The organism is Advenella kashmirensis WT001, assembly GCF_000219915.2.
GTDB lineage: Bacteria > Pseudomonadota > Gammaproteobacteria > Burkholderiales > Burkholderiaceae_B > Advenella > Advenella kashmirensis.
This window is the reverse complement of record NC_017964.1, coordinates 1,307,290-1,329,455: the sequence shown is the minus strand read 5'-3', so window position 1 is coordinate 1,329,455 and position 22,166 is coordinate 1,307,290. Positions and strand designations below refer to the sequence as shown.

The 22,166-nt window shown below is 55.8% G+C and carries 19 protein-coding genes and 4 pseudogenes; 7 read left to right on the top strand and 16 right to left on the bottom strand.

Features of this window, described 5'->3' with window-relative positions:
* Positions 1-19: 19 nt before the first annotated feature.
* The 5 genes from TKWG_RS06250 to TKWG_RS06240 all read right to left on the bottom strand — a co-directional run bounded on the left by TKWG_RS06250 (position 20) and on the right by TKWG_RS06240 (position 3,156).
* Positions 20-1,402, bottom strand: a complete 1,383-nt coding sequence (locus TKWG_RS06250) for an acyl-CoA carboxylase subunit beta (protein WP_014750038.1) — start codon at positions 1,400-1,402, stop codon at positions 20-22.
* A 49-nt stretch (positions 1,403-1,451) separates the two neighbouring features.
* Entirely contained in the window at positions 1,452-1,580 is a 129-nt protein-coding gene (locus tag TKWG_RS25855) for a hypothetical protein (protein WP_014750037.1), read from the bottom strand.
* Positions 1,581-1,653: 73 nt separating this feature from the next.
* Complete coding sequence (locus TKWG_RS06245; protein WP_238534322.1) at positions 1,654-2,796, bottom strand: CaiB/BaiF CoA transferase family protein; 1,143 nt, start codon at positions 2,794-2,796, stop codon at positions 1,654-1,656.
* Entirely contained in the window at positions 2,751-2,954 is a 204-nt protein-coding gene (locus tag TKWG_RS24645; RefSeq protein ID WP_014750035.1) for a hypothetical protein, read from the bottom strand. The genes TKWG_RS06245 and TKWG_RS24645 overlap by 46 nt, the downstream gene beginning before the upstream one ends.
* Positions 2,944-3,156, bottom strand: a complete 213-nt coding sequence (locus TKWG_RS06240) for an acetyl-CoA carboxylase biotin carboxyl carrier protein subunit (RefSeq protein ID WP_014750034.1) — start codon at positions 3,154-3,156, stop codon at positions 2,944-2,946. The genes TKWG_RS24645 and TKWG_RS06240 overlap by 11 nt, the downstream gene beginning before the upstream one ends.
* A gap of 202 nt (positions 3,157-3,358) precedes the next feature.
* Between TKWG_RS06240 and TKWG_RS06235 the strand changes: the two genes are divergently transcribed.
* Positions 3,359-4,669 (top strand): acetyl-CoA carboxylase biotin carboxylase subunit, encoded by a 1,311-nt coding sequence (locus TKWG_RS06235; protein WP_014750033.1) that lies wholly within the window; start codon positions 3,359-3,361, stop codon positions 4,667-4,669.
* 59 nt (positions 4,670-4,728) lie between these two features.
* On the opposite strand, the gene TKWG_RS06230 is transcribed toward TKWG_RS06235, so the two are convergent.
* The 11 genes and pseudogenes from TKWG_RS06230 to TKWG_RS06190 form a co-directional block, all read right to left on the bottom strand.
* Complete coding sequence (locus tag TKWG_RS06230; protein ID WP_041709928.1) at positions 4,729-5,457, bottom strand: GntR family transcriptional regulator; 729 nt, start codon at positions 5,455-5,457, stop codon at positions 4,729-4,731.
* Positions 5,458-5,688: 231 nt separating this feature from the next.
* Entirely contained in the window at positions 5,689-6,240 is a 552-nt protein-coding gene (locus TKWG_RS26930; protein ID WP_407636914.1) for a 2OG-Fe(II) oxygenase family protein, read from the bottom strand.
* 78 nt (positions 6,241-6,318) lie between these two features.
* A pseudogene (locus TKWG_RS26925) lies at positions 6,319-6,669 on the bottom strand (2-oxoglutarate and iron-dependent oxygenase domain-containing protein); the annotation flags it as partial.
* 163 nt (positions 6,670-6,832) lie between these two features.
* Positions 6,833-7,575: pseudogene (locus TKWG_RS22350) on the bottom strand (amino acid ABC transporter ATP-binding protein).
* Positions 7,572-8,291 (bottom strand): amino acid ABC transporter permease, encoded by a 720-nt coding sequence (locus tag TKWG_RS06220; protein WP_014750030.1) that lies wholly within the window; start codon positions 8,289-8,291, stop codon positions 7,572-7,574. The pseudogene TKWG_RS22350 and the gene TKWG_RS06220 overlap by 4 nt, the downstream one beginning before the upstream one ends.
* A complete protein-coding gene (locus TKWG_RS06215) occupies positions 8,288-8,983 on the bottom strand; it encodes an amino acid ABC transporter permease (protein ID WP_014750029.1) in 696 nt (231 codons plus the stop codon). The genes TKWG_RS06220 and TKWG_RS06215 overlap by 4 nt, the downstream gene beginning before the upstream one ends.
* Before the next feature lie 132 nt (positions 8,984-9,115).
* The gene (locus TKWG_RS06210; protein ID WP_014750028.1) at positions 9,116-9,943 is read right to left on the bottom strand and encodes an ABC transporter substrate-binding protein; all 828 of its coding nucleotides are present in this window, start codon (positions 9,941-9,943) and stop codon (positions 9,116-9,118) included.
* Positions 9,944-10,229: 286 nt separating this feature from the next.
* Positions 10,230-11,495 carry a benzoyl-CoA 2,3-epoxidase subunit BoxA gene (gene boxA, locus TKWG_RS06205; RefSeq protein WP_014750027.1) on the bottom strand — a complete coding sequence of 422 codons (1,266 nt, stop codon included), beginning with the start codon at positions 11,493-11,495 and terminating at the stop codon, positions 10,230-10,232.
* Positions 11,496-11,555: 60 nt separating this feature from the next.
* Entirely contained in the window at positions 11,556-12,983 is a 1,428-nt protein-coding gene (gene boxB, locus TKWG_RS06200) for a benzoyl-CoA 2,3-epoxidase subunit BoxB (RefSeq protein ID WP_014750026.1), read from the bottom strand.
* A 96-nt stretch (positions 12,984-13,079) separates the two neighbouring features.
* Positions 13,080-14,741, bottom strand: coding sequence for a 2,3-epoxybenzoyl-CoA dihydrolase (gene boxC / locus TKWG_RS06195; protein WP_014750025.1), 1,662 nt, complete (start codon positions 14,739-14,741; stop codon positions 13,080-13,082).
* Positions 14,742-14,865: 124 nt separating this feature from the next.
* The gene (locus TKWG_RS06190) at positions 14,866-15,780 is read right to left on the bottom strand and encodes a helix-turn-helix transcriptional regulator (protein WP_014750024.1); all 915 of its coding nucleotides are present in this window, start codon (positions 15,778-15,780) and stop codon (positions 14,866-14,868) included.
* A 144-nt stretch (positions 15,781-15,924) separates the two neighbouring features.
* Between TKWG_RS06190 and TKWG_RS06185 the strand changes: the two genes are divergently transcribed.
* From TKWG_RS06185 to TKWG_RS06160, 6 genes and pseudogenes are all read left to right on the top strand, one after another.
* On the top strand, positions 15,925-16,395 hold the full coding sequence (locus TKWG_RS06185; protein WP_014750023.1) for a DUF4863 family protein: 471 nt from the start codon (positions 15,925-15,927) through the stop codon (positions 16,393-16,395).
* 162 nt (positions 16,396-16,557) lie between these two features.
* Positions 16,558-18,132 carry a benzoate-CoA ligase family protein gene (locus TKWG_RS06180; RefSeq protein WP_014750022.1) on the top strand — a complete coding sequence of 525 codons (1,575 nt, stop codon included), beginning with the start codon at positions 16,558-16,560 and terminating at the stop codon, positions 18,130-18,132.
* Positions 18,133-18,282: 150 nt separating this feature from the next.
* Positions 18,283-19,453 (top strand): annotated as a pseudogene (locus TKWG_RS06175) (ABC transporter substrate-binding protein).
* 58 nt (positions 19,454-19,511) lie between these two features.
* Complete coding sequence (locus TKWG_RS06170) at positions 19,512-20,381, top strand: branched-chain amino acid ABC transporter permease (RefSeq protein ID WP_014750019.1); 870 nt, start codon at positions 19,512-19,514, stop codon at positions 20,379-20,381.
* 27 nt (positions 20,382-20,408) lie between these two features.
* Positions 20,409-21,377, top strand: a complete 969-nt coding sequence (locus TKWG_RS06165) for a branched-chain amino acid ABC transporter permease (protein ID WP_014750018.1) — start codon at positions 20,409-20,411, stop codon at positions 21,375-21,377.
* Positions 21,374-22,155, top strand: a pseudogene (locus TKWG_RS06160) (ABC transporter ATP-binding protein). Before TKWG_RS06165 ends, TKWG_RS06160 begins: the two are co-directional and overlap by 4 nt.
* Positions 22,156-22,166 lie beyond the last annotated feature (11 nt).

The following is a 22,166-nucleotide window of genomic DNA, read 5'->3' as shown; positions in this document are numbered from 1 at the left end:
TGCGCTTGGTGAACCAAATCTATGCTTTTTTACCTCGCCTTACGGCAAGCATCTGCCATGCCTGCTCAACCCAGTCACAAAGCATGGAGCGTGTCTCACGCGGGTCGATGATGTCCAGTATGCCGAAAGCCTCGGCGGTGCGAAAAGGTGAACCCAGGTGATGGTATTGCGCCTCAAGCCGCTCGCGCGTGGCGATCGGATCGTCTGCCGTATCAATCTCGCGCCGATGTGCCGCATATACGCCGCCCTCGATGGGAATTGACCCCCACCGGGCAGACGGCCACGCGACCCGGTGGTTGAGTGCCGGAAAATGCTTTGGTGCATGCATGCCGCCGGCCATACCGAAGCAGCGCCGCATGATCACCGAGAACCAGGGAATGTCTGCCTTTTCAATGGTGCTCAGCACCCGCACGGCCGACAGCAGGGTTCCCTGCAGTTCAGCCTCTGGACCGGTTGCATTGCCTGGCTGGTCAACGAAGTTGATGACGGGCAAGCCAAATGTGTCGCACAGTTTGACATGCCTTTCGGTTTTATAGGCCGCCGCCACCGTCATGGCGCCGCCCGCTATTTTCGGATCGCTGCAAAGAATACCCACTGGGTAGCCATCAATGCGCGCCAGTGCCGTAATGACTGATCCACCCTGCCAGCGACCGATTTCAAAGATAGAATCACGATCACAGATTGCAGCCAGAATTTTGCGAGGATCAAAAATTTTGCGCCGGTCCTTCGGAATTGCATCTGCCAGCCAGTCTTCAACCCGGTCCGGCGAATCATCGGATGCGGTGCGCTGCGCCAGCTGATCGCTGTTTGGCGGCAGATAGCTCAGGAAGCGCTTCACCTGGGCGAAGGCGTCGGCTTCGTCGACTGCTTCGTTATGAACAAGAGCGCTGCGGCGATGCACTTTATAGCCGCCAAGATCGTTCTTGTCGATCTCAATGCCATAGGCTTGTTTCACAACCGGAGGACCCGCGGCAAATACCTGCGCCTGATCACGCACCATAACGGAGAAATGGGATAACAGCACCTTCATGGCGCCAAGCCCGGCACATGAACCCAGAGCAATGCCCACGACCGGCACCTGGTCCAGCAGTTTTATGGCCGGCCAGGTCGGATAACCCGGAATCTTGGTACCGTGCATCTGTGCAAGCAACTTCACACTGCCGCCAGCACTATCGACCATTCTGATCAGTGGCGCCCCCACGGTTATTGCCAATCGCTCAGCGTAGATCCACTTATCGGCAATCGTGGACTCGGAAGATCCAGCGCGCAAGGTATAGTCATCACCCGAGACCACGACTGTTCTGCTCTCAATTTTACCGGTGCCGATAATTGCATTAACGGGCGACATATCGATGAAGCGACCATTTTCGTCATAACGCCCCTTGCCTGCCAGTCTGCCCATTTCACGAAACTGCCGGGATCGAGCAACGCGTCCATGCGCTCCCGCGCATTCAGCCGCCCGCGTTCCTTGTGCCTGAGCAAGGCTTGCTCGCCCCCATGGCCTGGGCCATTTTGCGACGTTTGTTTAGCTCTTCGTATTCCTCTTTCCACTGCTGGCCATGATATTCGAATGTTTGCATAGTCTCTTCTATATTGGTTTGTAATAACAGCAGGCCAGGCGCGACACGCCATGTCCAAAGCTGTAAAGTCAGGTCAATGCCCTGTCGCGATCACTCCGTCGCGCAGCAGGTCTTCTATGGTCTGGTCGTCGATACCCAGCTCGTCGCGCAATACACTGACCGTGTCCGCACCCAGATCGGGCCCGGTAAAGCGGATGCTGCCCGGCGTGGCAGACAGGCGCGGCACGATGCCCACCTGGGCCACAGACGCCAGTTGCGGGTGCGGCACATCGGCAATCATCCCGCGTGCCTGATAATGCGGATCGTCGAAGATGTCGGCTATCGTATAGACTCTGGATACAGGCACTTCCACGGCAATGATCATCTGTTCCAGTTCGACGGCATCATACTGCCGCGTCCATGCGCTGATAATCGCATCCAGGTCCGTCATATTGGGTTTTTGTCCCCGTGCACGAATCGAGCAAAAGCGCGTATCGTCCAGCAGGTCAAGCCGATCCATCAGCTTGAGCAAACGTTCGAAAGTAGCGTTGCTGTTGGCTGCAATCAGCAAATAATTATTGTCGCGTGTGGGATAAAGGCTGTTGGGCGCCATGGAAGGCAGGTTCGCGCCGACCCGCATCGGAATTTTTTTGAGCTTCTGATACGCGGGAACCAGCGGCTCCAGTTGTGTGAAGGCGGTTTCATACAGCGCAACATCCACGACCTGGCCCTGCCCGGTCCGATCGCGGCTGCGCAAAGCACCCATTGCGCCAAAAGCCGCATACACCGAGGTCAGATAGTCGGTTGTCGCCAATGCGACGCGCGCCGGCGGCCGATCCGGGTCTCCGGTCATATGTCTGACGCCGCCCACGGCCTCGCAGATCGCGCCGTAACCCGGCCTTTGGGCATAGGGCCCGTCCTGACCATATCCGCTGATGCGCACAAAGATGATGCCCGGATGTTGCGCCGATACCTGTTCATAACCCAGCCCCAGTCTTTCCAGGACGCCTGGCCGATTATTTTCCAGCACAATATCGGCCCCCGCCATCAGCGCCAGCGCCAGCTTGCGGCCCTGCTCGGATTTCAGATCGATCACGACCGAGCGCTTGTTGCGCAGGATGGACGCGGCATACAGGGAAATATCACCCACATGACTGCCCATCTGGCGAACCGGATCCCCCTGGGGAGGCTCTATTTTGATGACATCGGCGCCAAAATCAGCCAGCAGCGCCCGCAAGCGGGTCCGGCAATGGTGCTGCAGATCTCGATCACCTTGACGCCCGCCAGCGGCTGGGCCTCGGCTGCGGCCATGGATTGCGGATTAATCGAGGGTGGATTCAACATATTCTCCTGTTGCAAATAAGGGTTCAGATCGGCCACTGATTCAGGCATCATTCATACGTGCGACCACCATGCCCTCTTCGACGGCACTGCCTTCCTGAACCAGAACGGTGGCCTGGCCACCGGCAGGCGCCTCTACCGGGATTTCCATTTTCATGGATTCCACAATCAGCAAGGTCTGGCCCTCCTGAACCGTATCGCCATCGTTAACAACGATTTTCCATACCGTGCCGGTCACTTCTGACAGAACATCCATTATTTTTGTCCTATAAATAAATTAACAAACAGATTGTTAACAATAATATAATATACAAACTGGAATTACACAATCAATCATTACTCGAGAGCTAACTTAATGGCGTTGCCGAGTGCGAGAGGGGATAAGAGGATGTTCAAGAAAATACTGGTGGCTAACCGGGGCGCAGTCGTCAGCAAGAATTATTCGTGCCGCAAGGCAAATGAACATAGACTGCGCCGTGGTCTATTCAGAGGCAGATGCCGACCTGCCCTATGTACGCCAGGCACAAGAGAAGATCTGTATTGGCGCTCCCGCGGCTGCCGACAGCTATCTGAATATCGACAAAATACTCGCTGCAGCGCAATCGGTCGGCGTCGACGCCATCCATCCAGGTTATGGCTTTCTGTCGGAAAATGCCAAGTTCGCTGAACGCGTGCAACGCGCCGGGTTGGTGTTCATTGGTCCGGCGCCCCAATGGATCGACTCCATGGGGCATAAAACCCGGGCACGGGAATTGATGGCACGCCATGGGATGCCGATGTGTCGCAGCAGCGGCATCCTCCACGGCACGACCCAACAGCAGTGCAGCCAGGCCGCAAGCGCGGGCTTTCCATTGCTGATCAAGCCGGCGGCAGGCGGTGGCGGCATTGGCATGATCGCGGTGCATGAAGCATCGGCACTGCCGGCCGCACTCGAACAGGCCACGAGTCTGGCACAAAGAAGCTTCGCCAACAGCCAGCTGTATGCCGAGCGCCTCTTTGCGCAGCCGCGCCATATCGAATTCCAGATCATGGCAGACAACTTTGGCAACGCCATGCATCTTTTCGAGCGCGATTGTTCCATCCAGCGCCGCCACCAGAAAGTCATTGAAGAAGCGGGTGCCCCAGCCATTGACAGAACCACGCTCGTATCGATGGCAGACACCGCAGTTCGCATCATGGAAAACGTGAAATATAACAATATTGGAACGGTGGAAACCTTATACGATCAGCAGACCGGTTTCAGTTTTCTGGAAATGAATACGCGACTGCAGGTCGAACATGGTGTGACCGAAGCGGTCACGGGCATTGACATTGTGCAAAGCCAGATTGCACTGGCCGCCGGCAAACGTCTGCACGAGGTCATTCCTGATCGGCCGCAGGCCCCGGACGGCCATGCGATCCAGGTTCGCATTTATGCCGAAGACCCATGGCGCTTCACCCCGTCTCCCGGCTTATTGAACGTTTTTCGATTGAGCCAGGGCGCCGGCATTCGCATTGAAACCGGTTATGCTGAAGGCACGCGGGTTTCACCGTTTTATGATCCCATGATTGCCAAGGTAATCGCGCATGGCGCCACCCGACACCAGGCCATTGAACGCTTAAAAAATGCGTTATCAGACAGCGCGATCGAAGGTATCAAGACCAATCTGCCGTTTCTGCTGGCCGCATTGGAATACCCGGAATTTTGCCAGGGACAGGTTCACACGCAGTTGGCACAAGATATTGTGAGGCAGGCGGCGCCCGATAAAAAGCGTCCGCTTGTCGCGTGATGAATCGCACTGCCAAACCGTAGCAACACGGATCCAATGCGACCAATCGGCCTGATCGGTTAGTGCGTCTCGGCTTGCAGGGCCGCCAGGGTGGCATCCCAGGACTCCTGGATCCGCTGCTGGCAGATCTGTGCCGCCAGTTCAGCATCACCCGCCCGGCAGGCCTGCAGGGAGCGTTGCCAGTGCTCGATAGAACGCACTCGCCGTTCCCTGGATCGAAATTGCAGCTTGGAATAACGCAGGGTTTGCAATGACAAGGAGGTCACGATCTGGCTTAAGCGCGTATTGTTGGCGTAACGCGCTGACAGCAAAGACAGGCGATAAGTCGTCTCGGCGTAAAGACTGCCATCGGCAGGCGTGTCAATGCATGACGCAAGCTTTTTGATACCGTGCTCAAGCAACTTGAGCAATTCCGGGTTTTGAGCCGCCGCATTTTTTCGTGCTGCCAGAGACAGCAGGCTGCTACGCACTTCGAAGATTTCCGCCAGCTCATCGGCGTTCAGCTCTGACACGCTGGCTCCGCGTCTGGGGTTGACGACAACCAGGCCCTCTCGTTCCAGGATTCTTAACGCTTCGCGTACTGGCCCGCGACTGACCTCGTACCGTTCGGCCAATTCCTGCTCAGGAATATGTGCGCCGTTGGCCATGGAGCCACTGATGATCTGGTCACCCAACTGGGCGGCAATTTGCTCTGGCAGCGATAATGTAAGCTGCTTGCGTTCCGCAAAGAGTCGAAATCCGACCGAACTTTCAAAGTTGTCAAGTGCGTCTTGATCAGTTGGTTTCAAAATAAAATCCTGTTTGCCGGCAGGCATTGGTAGACACGGCGTCCGGCAGAAAATGATTGCAGACGGTTCTGTGCATTATAACGCCGTTGTAATAATTCATATAGTTAACAATAGGATTGTCGGGATTATCTGATGATTATTCTGTCGCGACTAAGCACGGCCCCCCCTGCCTGTGGGCGGTACATCACGCCATCCTGCGTCATACAATATCCATGCGCGTTAGCCACCCCCTTACAAGACCTCCTGGCGCAATTGCGGAAATACCCTGGATACTTTATTGAGCAAATAATCTCCATAAATGCCATTGAAGGCATGTACATTCGCCTTATCCCAGCGCGATGCGCTGTCGTCCGGATCGGGAACGGCGGGCAGTCCTTCGATGGGCTGCACCTGAGCAAAGTAATTGGGGTCAAAGAACAGCGGAAAAGACAGCCGATCGTGCCCCGAGGTGTTGCGTATAACCCGATGGGCGGTTGATCGATACCAGCCGCCGGTCATGCGTTCCAGCATGTCGCCGATATTGCAAATGAAAGTGCCGGGCACCGGCGTTGCATCCACCCAGCCGCCGGGCGTTTTTACCTGCAGGCCACCAATCTGGTCCTGCAGCAATATAGTCAATAAACCGTAATCCGTATGTTCGCCAACGCCCCATTGCACATCCATGTCCTTGGGCACCTCCTGGGTTGGATAATTAAATATGCGAAACAAAATCAGGGGGTCTGCCGTGTAGCGGCGCGCGAAGTAGTCTGCCGGCAACGCCAGACTGAGCGCAATGCCGCGCATCAGGGCGTGGCCCAGCGCGGTCACCGCTTCCATGTATTGCAAGATGGTTTGTCGCAAATCCGGAATATCGGGAAACAGGTTGCGCCCATGCACCGGTGTGCCTGCCTGAACCAGCGGATGGTCATCGGCCAGCTCGGTGCCCAGATAAAGCCCTTCTTTCCAGTCGGGCCTGCCCGACGTCAATTCACCCCCAAGAGGAAAATAACCACGCCACGCCCGGCCACCCAGTGCCATTCGCCAGCGCATTTTTTCCTGCACGTCCAGGGCAAAGAACTGGCGGCTGAGCGCATCCAGGCGCTGTATCAACGGCATCTGTACACCATGCCCCGAAACATAAAAAAAGCCATGGGCACGGCAGGCATTGCGAATGTGATCGGCAACCGTCTGCAATGCCTTGGGGCTGCTATCGGTGATCAGCGCAGAGACATCAATGATCGGTAATGCCGCATGGGGTGCTGAGGTATAAGTCATGGTCTTGATCGAATGAATGGTTGAAGATCCGGCACCCGGCAGTTCGCAAACGACTGCAATAGCGACTGCGGGCGCAAGGGCAAGATTATTCCAATTGTCATCATGCCCGGGCAAACCGCTGTTATACCGCCCGGGCGAAAGGCGTGCGTATATCGGCGAGAAACTGGGCAGCCTGGGGTGCTGCGGACGATTGAAAAAATCGTCCGGTGTCGCACGCTCCAGCATTTTGCCGGCATCCATAAACAGAATTCGGTCCGCCACTTCGCGCGCAAACCCCATCTCGTGCGTCACACATACCATGGTCATGCCGTCTCTGGCCAGATCGCGCATAACCAACAATACTTCCCCGACCATCTCAGGATCCAGCGAACTGGTTGGTTCGTCAAATAACATTAGTGGCGGCTCCATGGCCAGCGCACGAGCGATGGCAACGCGCTGCTGCTGCCCGCCCGACAATGCGTCGGGCATCGCGTCGGCCTTATGGGCCAGTCCGACCCGATCCAGCAAGGACAAGGCTTTTTCCCGCGCCGCCTTGGCAGACAGCCCGCGCAGATGCATGGGCGCCAGGGTGCAGTTTTCCAGGGCGCTCAAATGCGGAAACAGATTGAACTGCTGAAAAACAAAGCCTATGCCAGAGCGAAAGGCATTCAAATCAATTGATTTATCATGAATGTCCTGTCCGTTAACGCGGATATGGCCGGCCTGGATGGGCTCCAGGCGATTGATGGTGCGGATCAGGGTGGATTTTCCCGATCCCGAAGGGCCGCAAACGACGACCACTTCCCCACGCGCAACGGTTTCCGTGACATCGACCAGGGCATGATACTTGTCATACCATTTATTCACATTTTCAAATTCAATCATGTTGCTTCCTTGCGGGCCACAAGCGCCGCTTGCTGTTTCCCACGCCGGCGTTCAAGCCAGTAGGCAAAACGGGACAGGCCGAAACACAGCAGCAGGTAGGTCAGGCCCAGGACGAGATAGATCTGTGCCGGATACACCATCACCTGGGTATTGATTTGCGAGGTGATAAAAGACACTTCAGCAAGACCAATGATATAACCCAATGAGGTTTCCTTGATCGTCGAGATAAACTGGTTGATCAGCGATGGCAACATATGCCTGATTGCCTGCGGCAATACAACCAGTCGCATGGCCCGAAAATAACCAAAACCCAGCGAACGGGCACTCTCCATCTGGCCCTTGGGCAGACCCTGAATGCCGGCCCGGATAATCTCGGCCAGATAGGCCGCGTCGAAAATGACCAATGCAATTAGCATGGTCCAGAACTGATTGGTTTTTACGCCGGTCACGCTGGGCAAAAAGAAATACGCCCAGAACACCACCATCAGCAACGGCGTTCCGCGCACCACAAAAACCAGGAGACTCACAGGCCAGCGCACGGCGCGCCACGGACTGATGCGGGCAAACGCCAGGGCAATTCCCAGCGGCATGGCCATGACCAGCGCACAACTAGCCAGCAACAACGTTAACGCCAACCCGCCCAGCGGTCCGTTCGGATACTGGCCAACCAGAAAGTACAACCAGTACGTATCAATGATCTCAAGAAATCCGCTCATAGCGCCCTCGGCGGATAACGGTGCTGGAACCATGCCGCCAGCGCGGTGATCAGCAGCGACAGGCTCAGATAGGCAGAGGTGGCAAAGGCAAACGATTCAAAACTTCTGAAGCTGGCGCTTTCAACCTGGCCTGCCTGATACATAAGCTCTGCCACGCCAATGACGGTTGCAATACTGGTGTTTTTCCACAAATTCAGTGTCTGCGAAATCAACGGGGGCGTAATGACGCGCATGGCCTGTGGCAGGATAACCAGACGCATGGCGGCCAGAAAACTCAGGCCCAGCGCACGCGCCGCTTCCATCTGTACAAATGAAATGGCCCGAATCCCGCTGCGGATGTCTTCAGCCATATAAGCTGCGGTGTAAAGCGTAAGGGCGATGACCGCGCAGCTGGCTTCGGTATTACCTGCGTAAAGCCATTGCTTTGCTGCTTCGGGCAGCAGCTCGGGAGCGCCAAAATACCAGAACAGCATATGTGCCAGCAAGGGGATATTGCGAATGGTCTCTACGTAGGCGAAGCCCACGCCACGCAACAGCCGAAACGGCGACAGACGCAGCAAGGCGATACAGGTGGCCAGCGGCAGCGCGAGCACCAGTGAAATGGCCAGCAACTGTATGGACAGCCATAATCCTGCCAGCAGCATGTCATGGTACCGGCCGCTAAGCAGCATGGAAGCGTCAAACTCGGGCATGTATTGGTCGCGTAGTCATGGAACAAAAAACGGCGTGAAATCCGCTGCGCAGGTCGAGCGCAGCACACGCCGTCGCTTGGCAACAGCTACCGGTCGTGTTCCGATGCTGTCTTGCGGATATCCAGTCTACTCTTAAATCTTATCGGTTTCGAGTTTAAAGCTGCGCGTTGAAAACTGTGATTTGGTATCCGGTCCGTACCACTTGAAGAAAATTTTCTCGGCCTGGCCAGAGGCTTCGAGTTCACGCAGCGTATCGTCAACGACCTTTTTCAACCCGGCCTCGCCTTTGCGCAAGCCGAATGCCAGCGGCTCTTCGCTGATGCTTTGCTTGAGCACCACAAAATCTCTCTGTTTGGGACCCAGCTTGGCGTAGACGCGCAACAGGGCGGCTTCATCGTCAACATAGCCTACGCCCTTGCCTTGTTGCAATGCAAGAAACGCCTGCTGGCTGGTATCGAAGGTGACCACGTTTACATCTGGCACCGCCTTGCGGATATTGGGCTCCTGGGTGCCGCCACGAATGGTCAGCACTTTCTTGCCCGACAAACCGGCCAGATCGGTGATACCGCTGTCGCTGCGCACCAGCGCCTTCTGTCCGGTCACAAATGTGGTCACGGAAAAATCGATCTGCGCTTCGCGCTCTTTGTTGTGCGTCAGGCCCGCGGCAATGATATCAACATGCTTTTGCTGCAGTTCGGGAATGCGCGCCGCTACGGCGACCTGTTTGAAGCGCGCCTTGACGCCGATCTTGTCGGCGACTGCCTTGGCAAGGTCCACTTCATAACCGATGAACTCTCGGGTTTTGGGATCAATAAAGGTGGCAGGTTCATCTGTGCCCAGGACGCCGACAACCAGTTCACCGTTTTTCTTGATATCGTCCAGTTGATCAGCCTGCGCGTTGACGGCACTCAGGCCGATGAGGGTTGCGCCCAGCAAGGCTAGTAGTTTTCTCTGTTTCATGAAGATTTCCTGATAGTTGGCGTTATGCTCAAACGTTATTTGGAATGCATATATTCGTGAAGAAAACTATATCAGCATAACAAAAGCCAATAAAATAACCAATGGTTATATGGTAATAATCAGGTTTCACGTTCAGCGCTGGCACTGCATGCTGTCGCAGTGCCCACATGGCATGACATATGACTTATGTCCCGTCCATTCATTGGCAAGCCCCATCCAAGCGCAAAAAAAAGCCGCGCCTGGTTCACAGGCTGCGACTTTTTCCCGGTTCACACAATGGCAGGAATTAATACGTCTCCAGATGCAGACGCCCTTTTTGCCTGAGCGTAGCATGCAGTTCGCTCCATTGCATACCGCCTGATGCGGCCGCTTCCTGCAACACCTCCAGCACGCCCGATTCCATGCCCTTGACGCCACAGACATAAATATAAGTGTCGTCGTTCCTGAGCAACGCCAGCAGATCGGGCAAGCGTTCGCGCATCACATCCTGCACATATTTCTTGGGTTCGCCAGGCGTGCGTGAAAATGCAAAGTTAATATCGATAAAGTCTTTGGGCAGCTTGTTGAGCGGGCCGAAATAAGGCAATTCTTCCTTGCAACGAGCGCCAAAGAAGAGCATGAGTTTGCCGCGATCGTCGCCCGGCTCCTGCAGGCGCTTGCGTCGGCGCCTCTCGGTCATCGCGCGCATGGGCGCACTGCCGGTTCCGGTGCAGATCATGATGATATTGGCACCAGGGTGATTCGGCATCAGGAAAGTATGCCCGAAAGGGCCGATAACCTGTACCTTGTCGCCCTTCTTCAAATCACATACGTAATTGGAGCAGACGCCCCTGACCGGATTGCCATCATAGTCCTGCACCACCCGCTTGACGGTGATCGATACGTTGTTGTAGCGGGGCCGCTCGCCGTCTCGCGGACTGGCCAGCGAGTATTGACGGGCATGATGCAAACGGTCGCCGGCGTCGGTGCCGGGCGGAATAATGCCGATAGACTGACCTTCCAGTACCGGAAAGGGAGCATCGCCAAAATCCAGCACGACATGGCGAATGTCGCTATCGGATGACTCATCGGTCAGCCGGTAGTTTCCCGACACCGTTGCCGTCACCACGTTGCGCGTGCCGTACAAATTCGTATAGCTGTGCGAGGCCGACCAGGGAGGGACCTGCGAGCCGGCCACATAATTGCTACCCTGAATGGTTACTTCGGCATCGGCATCCGCGTCAGCACCAGTCGCGCCGGCATCGGCGAGCGCCGTTATGTCCGCCACATCCAGCGCCAGCGGCGCAGGCAACTCGTCCCAGCTGTATTGTTCATCGAGTGAATACATTTTTTCGGCGAGCACCGGCTGCCAGTTGTCTATGGCACCGGTCGGACAGGGCGCCACACAGGCCATGCAGTGGTTGCAGACATCGGGCCTGACGACGTAATTGGTGCCGTCGTGCGTAATCGCATCGATCGGACAGGTTTCCTCGCATGTGTTGCAGCGTATGCAAATTTCCGGATCAATCAGGTGCTGTTTTTTTATTACCTGGGCTAATTCGATCGTCGCCATAACAGTCTACCTCCTGGATCTATTTCCATATTGTTGGATGCCCGTGTCGGGCATCCCCGATCAGTTGAATCGCACATACTCGAAATCAACCGGCTGTCGATTGATACCCATGACCGGCGGCGCGATCCAGTTGGCAAATTTGCCTGGTTCGACAACGCGCCCCATTAGTGAAGCGACAAAGGCCCGGTCCTCATGGGTCGGCAGCCAGTCGCGCTCGCGCTTGACCCATTCAGCCTCGGACATCATCGTGCCTTCTGGAGAAACAAACACGCCCGACAGGGTGCCGATACTTCGGTTAAATGCCTTGTGCGGCGTCTTCAGGCGAAAGGCAATACCCGCCTTTTCAATGACTTTGTTCCAGCGATTGACGCCACCGACCGAATCCTTGATATAGTCATCGCGCAACACTTCGTTCAGGGCGTTTAGCATCGGCACGGAGCGCTCGACCAGGCGACCGTCCTGCACCGCCAGCACATTGTAGGTGCGATCGTATAGTTTATGATCGTCATCACGCTTGGTTTCTTCATAGCGTCCTTTCAACCCGGTGTTGTAGAACGTAGCTGCGTTACTGGATTCGTCGGCACCAAACAGGTCAATGGTGACACTGAAGTGGAAATTCAGATAGCGCTGAATGGTTTCCAGATCAATCACGCCAGCCTCGCGAAGACGCGCGGCATCGTCGGTTTTCAATTGGTTCATCACCTCGCAGGTTCGCTGAATGACCCGGGATACGCCCGACTCGCCCACAAACATATGATGCGCCTCTTCGGTCAGCATGAATTTGGTCGTACGGGCCAGCGGGTCAAAGCCGGATTCGGCCAGCGCACACAATTGAAATTTACCGTCACGGTCAGTGAAATACGTGAACATATAAAACGACAGCCAGTCTGGCGTTTTTTCATTGAAGGCCGCCAGAATCCGCGGATTGTCTTCGTCGCCGCTATTGCGCTCAAGCAACGCCTCGGCTTCCTCGCGGCCATCACGACCGAAATGCTTATGCAGCAGGTACACCATGGCCCACAAATGCCGTCCCTCTTCCACGTTGACCTGAAACAGATTGCGCAAGTCATACATGGAAGGCGCAGTCAGGCCCAGATGGCGCTGCTGTTCCACCGATGCCGGCTCAGTGTCGCCCTGGGTCACAATAATACGTCGCAGATTGGCGCGATGTTCGCCCGGCACATCCTGCCAGGCCTTCTCGCCCTTGTGTTCGCCGAAATTGACCTGGCGCTCGGCATCGCGCGGGTTCAGGAAGATGCCCCAGCGATAGTCCGGCATCTTTACATAGCCGAAGGAGGCCCACCCCTGCGGATCTACACTGGTCGCGGTACGCAAGTAAACGTCAAAATCCTGGGAACCGTCGGGACCCATTTCGTTCCACCATTTACGATAATTCGGTTGCCAGTGCTCCAGCGCGCGTTGCAGCGTCCTGTCTTCAGACAGGTTCACGTTATTGGGGATTTTTTCGCTGTAATTGATACTCGACATAGTGATCTCCAGTGTCATGGAGCGGGTATTTCAATGAGTTTACCCGGCTCCTTCATTTTGATGGATATACGCAGCTAGCAGCCAGATGCGATGGGGTCAGACGCGATTGCGGTCAAAGTTCGGTTTTTCGCCCTTGCCATACAATTTGAGGGCGCCTTTTTCACCCACCGCATTGGGCCGGATGAAGATCCAGTTTTGCCAGGCCGTCAGGCGGCCGAAAATCCGGGTCCACATATTTTCCGGGCCGTTAAAGCGCAGGTTGGCTTCCATGCCGGTTAACGCATCGGGCGACATGGACACCCGCTCTTCAATGGCAATCCGCACTTCTTCGTCCCAGTCGATATCATCCAGCGCATAAGTAACCAGGCCGGCCTGTTCGGCCTGATCGCCTTCCAGTCCCTTGCCGGCCAGCGCCTTGATCCGTTCCAGGCTGACCGGATCATCATAGAAGCGGCGCGCCAGACGCGACTGCCGCGTCACCATGGGCAAAAAGCCGAAATTGATCGGACCAACGGTGATACGCGGCGTGCGATCTTCATCGTCGGGCAGGGTCAGCATATAGATGCGGTCGCAGGCAAGCGCAGGCTCCAGCAACGATCCGGCAAAGCATGAGCCTTCATCGACCAGCGCAAACAGAGAGCGCGAAGAAACGTCCAGTCTTGCAAAAGTACGACGCAGCAAACCCAGTGTTTCGCGCACGAACCAATGGTCCTTATGATTCAGCAGGATATCGTCGCTTTTGAGCACAGCCTCGGCGCTGCCTGTCGTCTTGATCAACCACAGCCCGCTGTCCAGTTCATTGGTGCGCATGGAAAGAATGGCATCATCCAGTTCGCGGGCCATTTGCAACGGCCACCAGCTCATACCGGCCTGCAAAATGGCATCAATGCTTTCGGGCAACGCCCCTTCGGGGCCTCGCAGGGTGAACGTGGCGAACTTGCCTGCGCGATCAATATCAACATTGACATATTTGTAATGCAGGCTGTCGGCCGTTTCGTGTTTGTCAAGCGCCGTCAGCGTCACGCCCTGCAACCCGGGCGATGAACCTGAAGCATTCTGCTGCGCCAGTTCCTGTGCACGGGCGCTGATGGTTTCCTGAAACCTGGCCGGCTTGACGACCTCATCAACCAGTTTCCAGTCTTTAGCCCGCTGGCCGCGCACGCCTTCAACCAGGGTGCAGAAAATATCAGCGTGGTCATGACGAACCTTGCGTTTATCGGTGACCCGGGTCAGCCCGCCGGTCCCCGGCAGAACCCCGAGCAAAGGAACTTCAGGCAGCGACACCGACGAGGAGCGATCATCCACCAGATAGATTTCATCACAGGCCAGGGCCAGCTCGTAACCGCCACCAGCACAGGCGCCGTTGACGGCAGCAATGAATTTCACGCCTGAATGCTCGCTGGTATCCTCTATGCTGTTGCGCGTCTCGTTGGTGAACTTGCAGAAATTGACTTTCCACGCGTGACTGGACAGACCCAGCATGAAAATATTGGCGCCCGAGCAGAAAATGCGCTCTTTGCCACTGGATACAACAACGCTGCGCACTTCCGGATGTTCAAACCGAAGGCGATTGAGTGCATCGTGCAATTCAATATCCACACCCAAATCATAGGAGTTCAGTTTCAGCTTATAGCCGGGACGAATGCCACTGTCTTCATCGATGTCAATCGTCAGCCGTGCAACATTGCCTTCGGTCGTCAATGAGAGGTGCTTGTACTGCGACGGATTGGTCTGGTAATTGACTTTCAGCTCGCTCATGGCTGTCTCCAATAGAGTCATGCATTTCATTGCATTTAGTTTGTCATTAGAGGCACTATATTGCATGATTCTATAGGTGGTCAAGCCGTTTGACTAGGGATTTACCCTAGCCACTTCGGTTCACTCAGGTCAATACTTCGGCCGACTGGCGCGCCGCCTGAACTTTCGCAAACAGCGACTCAAAGGTCTCTTCAAGGGGCTGAAGGCTGGTATCCAGATGTACATCCGCCTTGCTATAGAAGGCCACCCTGCCCTCCAGGATCAGCTTCAGGTCGTGCATGGCTTCCTTGCTGCCGGACATGGGACGGAAATCGCCCTGGGCAATGACACGATCCATATGTTCGCGCGGTGTGGCCTGCAACCAGACCGTCAGGCAATGCTCCAGCAGATTGTTATAGGTGGCCGCTTCGGAAACCAGCCCGCCCGGCGTGGCAATGACCACTTCAGGATATAGCTGGATGGTTTCTTCCAGCGCGCGTCGCTCATAGCGACGGTAAGCGACGGGGCCATATAGCGAATGAATCTCGTTGATGCTGCAACCGGTAGTCTGCTCAATTTCATGCGACAGCTCGATGAACGGATAGCCAAGCCGGTCTGCAAGCATGCGGCCCAGCGTGGATTTGCCGGCACCGCGCAGGCCGATTAGGGCAATGCGTGACAGCCGCGAGCCCGGCGTCTTGTCGGCGCCGAACAGCTCAATCAGCCGCAGCCGCACTTTATGCAAATCCTTCTCGCTGCGGTTCTCCAGTAACTCGCGGATCATCAGCCACTCGGGCGACGAAGTGGTAACGTCGCCGATGAGTTCGGCCAGTGAGCAAGTGAGCGCCTGAGCGACCTGGTGCAGCACCAGTATGGTTGCATTACCGGTACCCAGCTCAAGATTGGCCATATGGCGCTCGGAAATGCCCGCCAGACTCGCCAGCCTCTTGCGCGTGATGCCCTTGCGCGCGCGCAGCGAGCGGATGCGCTCACCCAACGCCCGCAACAGCGGCGTCTTGTCTTGCATCGAATCTATTTCAAATGAATTTTCCAGCGTCATAGCGTGCCATTTCGTAAATCGGGAGCTAGTGTTTTCCCTAAAGATTGAGCAAAAATCTTGACTGATTTTAACTGCATGCCTATCTTATCATCTACATGCAAAATAATGCACGAAAAAAAATCAGGTGTTAAGGAGACTTTAAGCATGCGCGAACATTTCGACACGCTTATTCAGACGGTAACCCGTCAAATAGCAGGCCGTCCGCTGGATCACACGCTCCAGGCGTGGCTCAATGCCGGCTACGGTGCGCACTCGGACTGGTACCAAGAAATGACGGCAGCCTGTATCCAGGGTATAGCAGATGGCTGGATGTGCAAGCACGAAGCGCAGGGACTCAAATACGGCCGGGTGACCAAGCCGTCCGAAGCGAGCCACGGATTTTCCGTGGATGTGGTCAGCATGCAGGATATCCGCGGCCCGCATCACCGTCATCCCAATGGCGAAATTGATCTGATCATGCCGCTCACACCCGGCGCCCGGTTCGATGGCAGTGATGCCGGCTGGAAAGTCTACGGCCCGGACTCTGCCCACTATCCGACCGTCAGCAACGGTGCAGCCCATGTGCTGTATTTGCTGCCGGACGGAAAAATAGAATTCACGGCGCAGCAGCAATGACAGCTCAATGAAAAGTCAGACCCTGTCGACAACCCGGCTGCAGCCATATCAACGTAGCACAAAACCGACACAGGCAGCCCATTGATCCACTCACAGCGCGGCAGTGCCAACAACTTGAAGTGCGCCGGCGGCAAGCAGCCAGGCATTTAGCGGAGTTAAACCATGCAGACCCCTGAAAACAGCAGCCAGTTCAATATTGCCGACTATCTGATCCAAACCAACCAGAACCGCCTGGATCGCATTGCTTACATCGATAGCAACGGAACGTTGACCTATGCCGCGCTTTTTGACAAAGTGCGGCGCCTGACCTCTGTGCTGAAAAACCTCGGCGTGCACCGCGAAGAACGGATACTGTTGCTGATGAACGACTGCACAGACTGGCCTGTCGCCTTTCTGGCCGCCGTTCACGCAGGCATTGTGCCGGTTGCCATCAATACCTTGCTGACACCGCAAGACTATAAATACATTATTGAAGACAGTCGCTGCCAGGCCGCCATGGTGTCGGCAGCACTGTTGCCGGTGCTAACCCAGGCCATGAGTGAAGCAGAGCACGAAATCAAGCATATCCTGGTGTCACGTCCGCAAGGTGAACTCTCGCATGGCCAGTTAAGCATGGACCAGGCAATGGACGCTGCAACGCCCTGTCATCGCCCCTGTAGCACCAAGGCCGATGAACCGGCCTTCTGGCTGTACTCATCGGGGTCTACCGGTAAACCCAAAGGCACCGTACACAGCCATGCCAATCCTTACTGGACCATTCGCTATTATGCACAGGACCTGCTGCGGCTGACCGAATCAGACCGAATTCTGTCAGCCGCAAAACTGTTTTTTGCCTACGGACTGGGCAACGCCCTGACCTTCCCGTTGGGTGTCGGGGCCAGCGTAGTTCTGATCGAGGGCCGCCCGACCCCGGATGCCGTGTTCGAGGCGATGCGCAAACACCAGCCCACAGTGTTTTGCGGCGCACCAACCGGTTATGCCGGCATGCTGGCGGCTGCCAACACACCTACCCGCGATGAAGTGCAATTGCGGATGTGTTCGTCAGCTGGTGAGGCTCTGCCAAGGGAACTTGGCGAGCGTTTCACGACTCATTTCGGATGTAATATCATCGATGGCATCGGATCAACCGAAATGCTGCATATTTTTCTGTCCAACCGGCCTGATGACATTCGCTATGGCACCACAGGAAAACCCGTACCCGGCTATGAACTTGAGCTTCGCGACGAGCAAGGTGCTATCGTCGCAGATGGCGAAATCGGCGATCTGTACATCAAGGGCAAAAGCGCTGCCCTCATGTACTGGAACAACCGGGAAAAGACAAGAGCGACATTTCAGGGGGAGTGGATCAAAAGTGGCGACAAGTATTCGCGCGATGCCGACGGCTATTACACCTATGCGGGTCGCAGCGACGACATGCTCAAGGTAAGCGGACAGTATGTGTCTCCCTTCGAAGTGGAGGCCACGCTCATTGAGCACGAGGCTGTCCTGGAGGCGGCCGTCATCGGCGTTACCGACTCGCAGGGCCTGGTCAAGACCCGCGCCTATGTGGTGCTCAAGGAAACGGCGCCACCGGCCGACGACACGCTCAAGGACACGCTCAAGGCCTTTGTCAAATCCCGGCTGGCACCGCATAAATATCCACGCAGCATTGAGTTTCTGGATGAATTGCCCAAAACGGCAACCGGCAAAATCCAGCGTTTTCGTCTGCGCGAAATGAATCAGCATGAAGTGGCGTAAGCTGGCACAAATAAGACAGGCATAGCGGCTATCGCAAGGTCTGCCGTGATCCTGCAAGTGCGGTATCAGGAGGCGGCACACCACATCGTTCGTGGCAACACAAATAAGCAGTCATCATAAAAAGCAGTCGTACATTCAGGAGACAGGACAATGAATAATGTGAGAAAAGCCACGATCGCCACGGCGATCCTGCTGGCCGGGGGATTGGGTCAGGCGGCGCAGGCCGAGGTGAAGGTGGGCCTGATGCTGCCGGCCACAGGCACCTACGCGGCGCTTGGCAAGGCGATTGAAAATGGCTTTAAACTGTACGTCGAGGAACAGGGCGGCAAACTGGGCGGTCAACAGATCCAGTATTTTGCTGTGGATGACGAATCTGAGACCGGCCAAGGCACCAGAGAATACCAACCGGCTGGTGCAGCGCGACAAGGTCGATGTACTGGTAGGAACAGTGCATTCGGGCGTGGCCATGGGGATGGCGAAAATTGCGCGTGACAGCGGCGTCATCTATATTATTCCCAACGCCGGCGCGGATATGCTTACCGGTCCGCTGTGCGCAAAGAACATCTTCCGCAGCTCATTCACCAATTGGCAGCCTGCCTATGGCATGGGCATTGTCGCCGCCGAAAAACAAAAGCATAAAACTGCAGTGACCATCAACTGGAAATACGCCGCCGGCACAGAAGCGGCCGATGGTTTCCGCGAAGGTTTTGAAGCCAAGGGTGGCAAGGTGATCAAAGAGCTCACACTGCCCTTCCCCAACGTGGAATTCCAATCGCTGCTGACTGAAATCTCCTCATTGAAACCGGATGCCGTCTTTGCATTCTTCGCCGGTGGCGGGGCTGTCAAATTCGTTAAAGATTATGACGCCTCGGGCCTGCGCAAGACAATTCCGCTTTATGGTCCGGGCTTTTTGACTGACGGCACACTTGCCGCCCAGGGTGATGCCGCCAAGGGCATGCTGACCACCCTGCACTATGCCGATGAGCTGGACAATCCGAAAGACAAGGCGTTTCGCAAGCACTACCAGGAAAAGTTCAGCATGGAGCCGGACGTATATGCAGTACAGGGCTATGACGCGGCCCAGTTGCTGGCAGCCGGCTTGAATCATGCCAAGGGCGATATCAAGAACAAGGACGCCGTTATTGAGGGAATGGAACAGGCCAAGGTGGACAGCCCGCGTGGACCGTTCACCATGTCCAAGGCACACAATCCGGTGCAGAACATCTATCTGCGTGAAGTCGTAGGCAACCACAACAAGAACCTGGGTATCGCCGTAGCCAATCTGGAAGATCCGGCCAAAGGCTGCAAGTTGAGCAAGTAAACCGAAAGTGCAGGCGCAAGGGCTGATCCGTGCGCCCGCCCCTTTCTTCGGATCAAATATGGATATAACAACATTTCTGATTCAGTGTCTGAACAGTGTGCAGTACGGGCTGCTACTGTTTCTGATCGCCAGCGGGCTCACACTGATCTTCGGCATCATGGGCGTCATCAACCTGGCGCACGGCAGTTTCTTCATGATTGGCGCTTATCTTATCTACGCGCTGGGCATGTATATCGACAATTTTGCCCTTGCCCTGGTGCTGGGCATTATTCTTGCCCTGGCTTTCGGTTATTTGCTGGAGTGGGGCTTTTTCAGCTTTCTGTACGAACGTGAGCACCTGTTGCAGGTGCTGATGACCTACGGGCTTATTCTGGTATTCGAAGCGCTGCGCAGCATTCTGCTGGGCGACGATGTGCATGGCGTCAGCCCGCCTGCCTGGCTGGCCGGCTCTATCGCATTGGGCAATGGGCTGAGCTATCCGGTGTATCGCCTGTTCATTTCGCTGGTCTGCCTGGTTATTGCGATTGGCATGTACCTGTTGATCAAGCATACCCGGCTGGGCATGAAAATCCGCGCCGGCGCCACCAATCGCGAAATGGTGCAATCGCTGGGCGTCAATATCTCGGTACTGTACCGCACCGTATTTGCGGCCGGTGTTGCCCTGGCCATCTTTGCCGGCATGCTCTCGGCGCCAGTGTCATCGGTCTACCCTGGCATGGGCGGCAATGAACTGATTATCTGTTTTGTGGTCGTGGTCATCGGCGGCATCGGCTCCATCAAGGGCGCGCTGGTCGCAGCGCTGCTGATCGGCTTCGTAGACACCTTTGGCAAAGTGCTCTGGCCCGAAGGCGCTGGCGCACTGGTCTATCTGCTAATGGTGCTGGTGCTGCTATTCAAGCCCCAGGGCCTGTTCAAACAGGGAACCTGAGCATGATTACAAAAAACAATCTTTTTTTTGTGGATAGTCGGCCTGGCCCTGCTGGCACTGCTGCCCTTGCTGCCCGAGCCCATTGGCAGCAAATACCACGGTGATCTGGTTACCAAAATCATGATCCTGAGCATTTTTGCGCTCAGCCTGCAATTGCTGGTTGGCTTTACCGGTCTGGTGAGCCTTGGGCACGCCGCTTTTCTCGGCTTTGCCGCCTATATGGTTGCGACCTTCTCGCCCGAGTCGGAAGCGGGCAACGGCTGGCTGCTGATGGCGATCTGCATTGGCGGCGCAGGGCTGCTGGCATTGCTGATCGGTATGCTGGTCATGCGCAGCTATGGCGTGTATTTCATCATGGTCACGCTGGCCTTTGGCCAACTGGTTTACTTCGTTTTTCATGACATCAAGATTTTCGGCGGCTCCGACGGCACCTATATTTATTTCAAGCCGGTTTTTTCCATTTTTCAATGGCAGCCCTTCGATCTTGAATCGGGCAATACTTTCTACTGGTTCACGCTTGTGTTGCTTATTATCACCGTCATCATTCTGCAACTGATTCTGCGTTCGCGCCTGGGTCATGCTTTTGTCGGTATCAAACACAACCAGTTGCGCATGCGTGCCGCCGGGTTCGAGTCAACCGCTTACAAGATTGCCAGTTTTGTCATCAGCGGTATGCTGGCAGGTCTGGCCGGGTTTCTGTATGCATGCCAGTACGGTTACGTCAATCCCGAGCTGCTGTCCTGGCATCAGTCTGGCAATGTACTGCTCATGATTATTCTGGGCGGCCTGGGCAGTCTGGGTGGGGCCATTATCGGCGCCTTCGCTTTCGTGCTGCTGTCAGAATGGTTTACCGCCCTCACCAAGCACTGGCAGTTGCTGCTCGGCGGCTTTATTATTTTCGTAGTCATGCTAATGCCCTATGGCCTGGCCGGCCTGCCCCGGCAACTGAAGGAATGGCGCATTCGCCGCGCAAACAAGGGAGGTGCAACCCGATGACAACGGCATTACTTGAAGCCAGGAACGTGACCCGCAAATTTGGCGCGCTGGTTGCAGTAAATAATGTATCGCTCCAATTGTTCGAAGGGGAAATCCTGGCTGTGATCGGCACCAACGGGGCCGGTAAATCGACACTGACCTATCTGCTGTCCGGCGAACTGCCGCTGACCAATGGCCAGGTGTATTTGCGCGGCAAAGATATCAGCAAATGGTCACAGCCGGCAAGATCTCAAGCAGGCCTGGGACGCAGCTATCAGCGCAACAATATTTTTCTGCCGCTAAGCGTACGCGAAAACTGCCGCCTGGCCGCCCAGGCAAAAATTCAGAAACCATGGCAATTCTGGACGGCTGCGCAACATTGTCAACGCAGCCTTGAGATGGCCGACCACGCGCTGGAACAGGCCGGCCTGAGCGGACAGGCTGCGAGCATTGCCGCCAACCTGTCTCACGGGCAGAAACGCCAGCTTGAAGTGGCCATGTGCCTGGCCCAGCAGCCCCAGGTACTGTTGCTGGATGAGCCACTGGCAGGCATGGGGCTGAAGAGTCCGAGCGCATGCTGGCGCTGCTGCACCGGCTGAAAAAGAACCTGGCTATTTTGCTGATCGAACACGACATGGATGCGGTTTTTGCCGTTGCAGACCGCCTGACGGTAATGGTCAACGGCGCAGTACTCGCTAGCGGCCTGCCCCATGATATTCGCAACAATACCGCGGTGCAGACCGCCTATCTGGGCGAGAGCGATCACGCCACAGACGACTCGGCCACTCTGGCGATATGACAAATGCAACT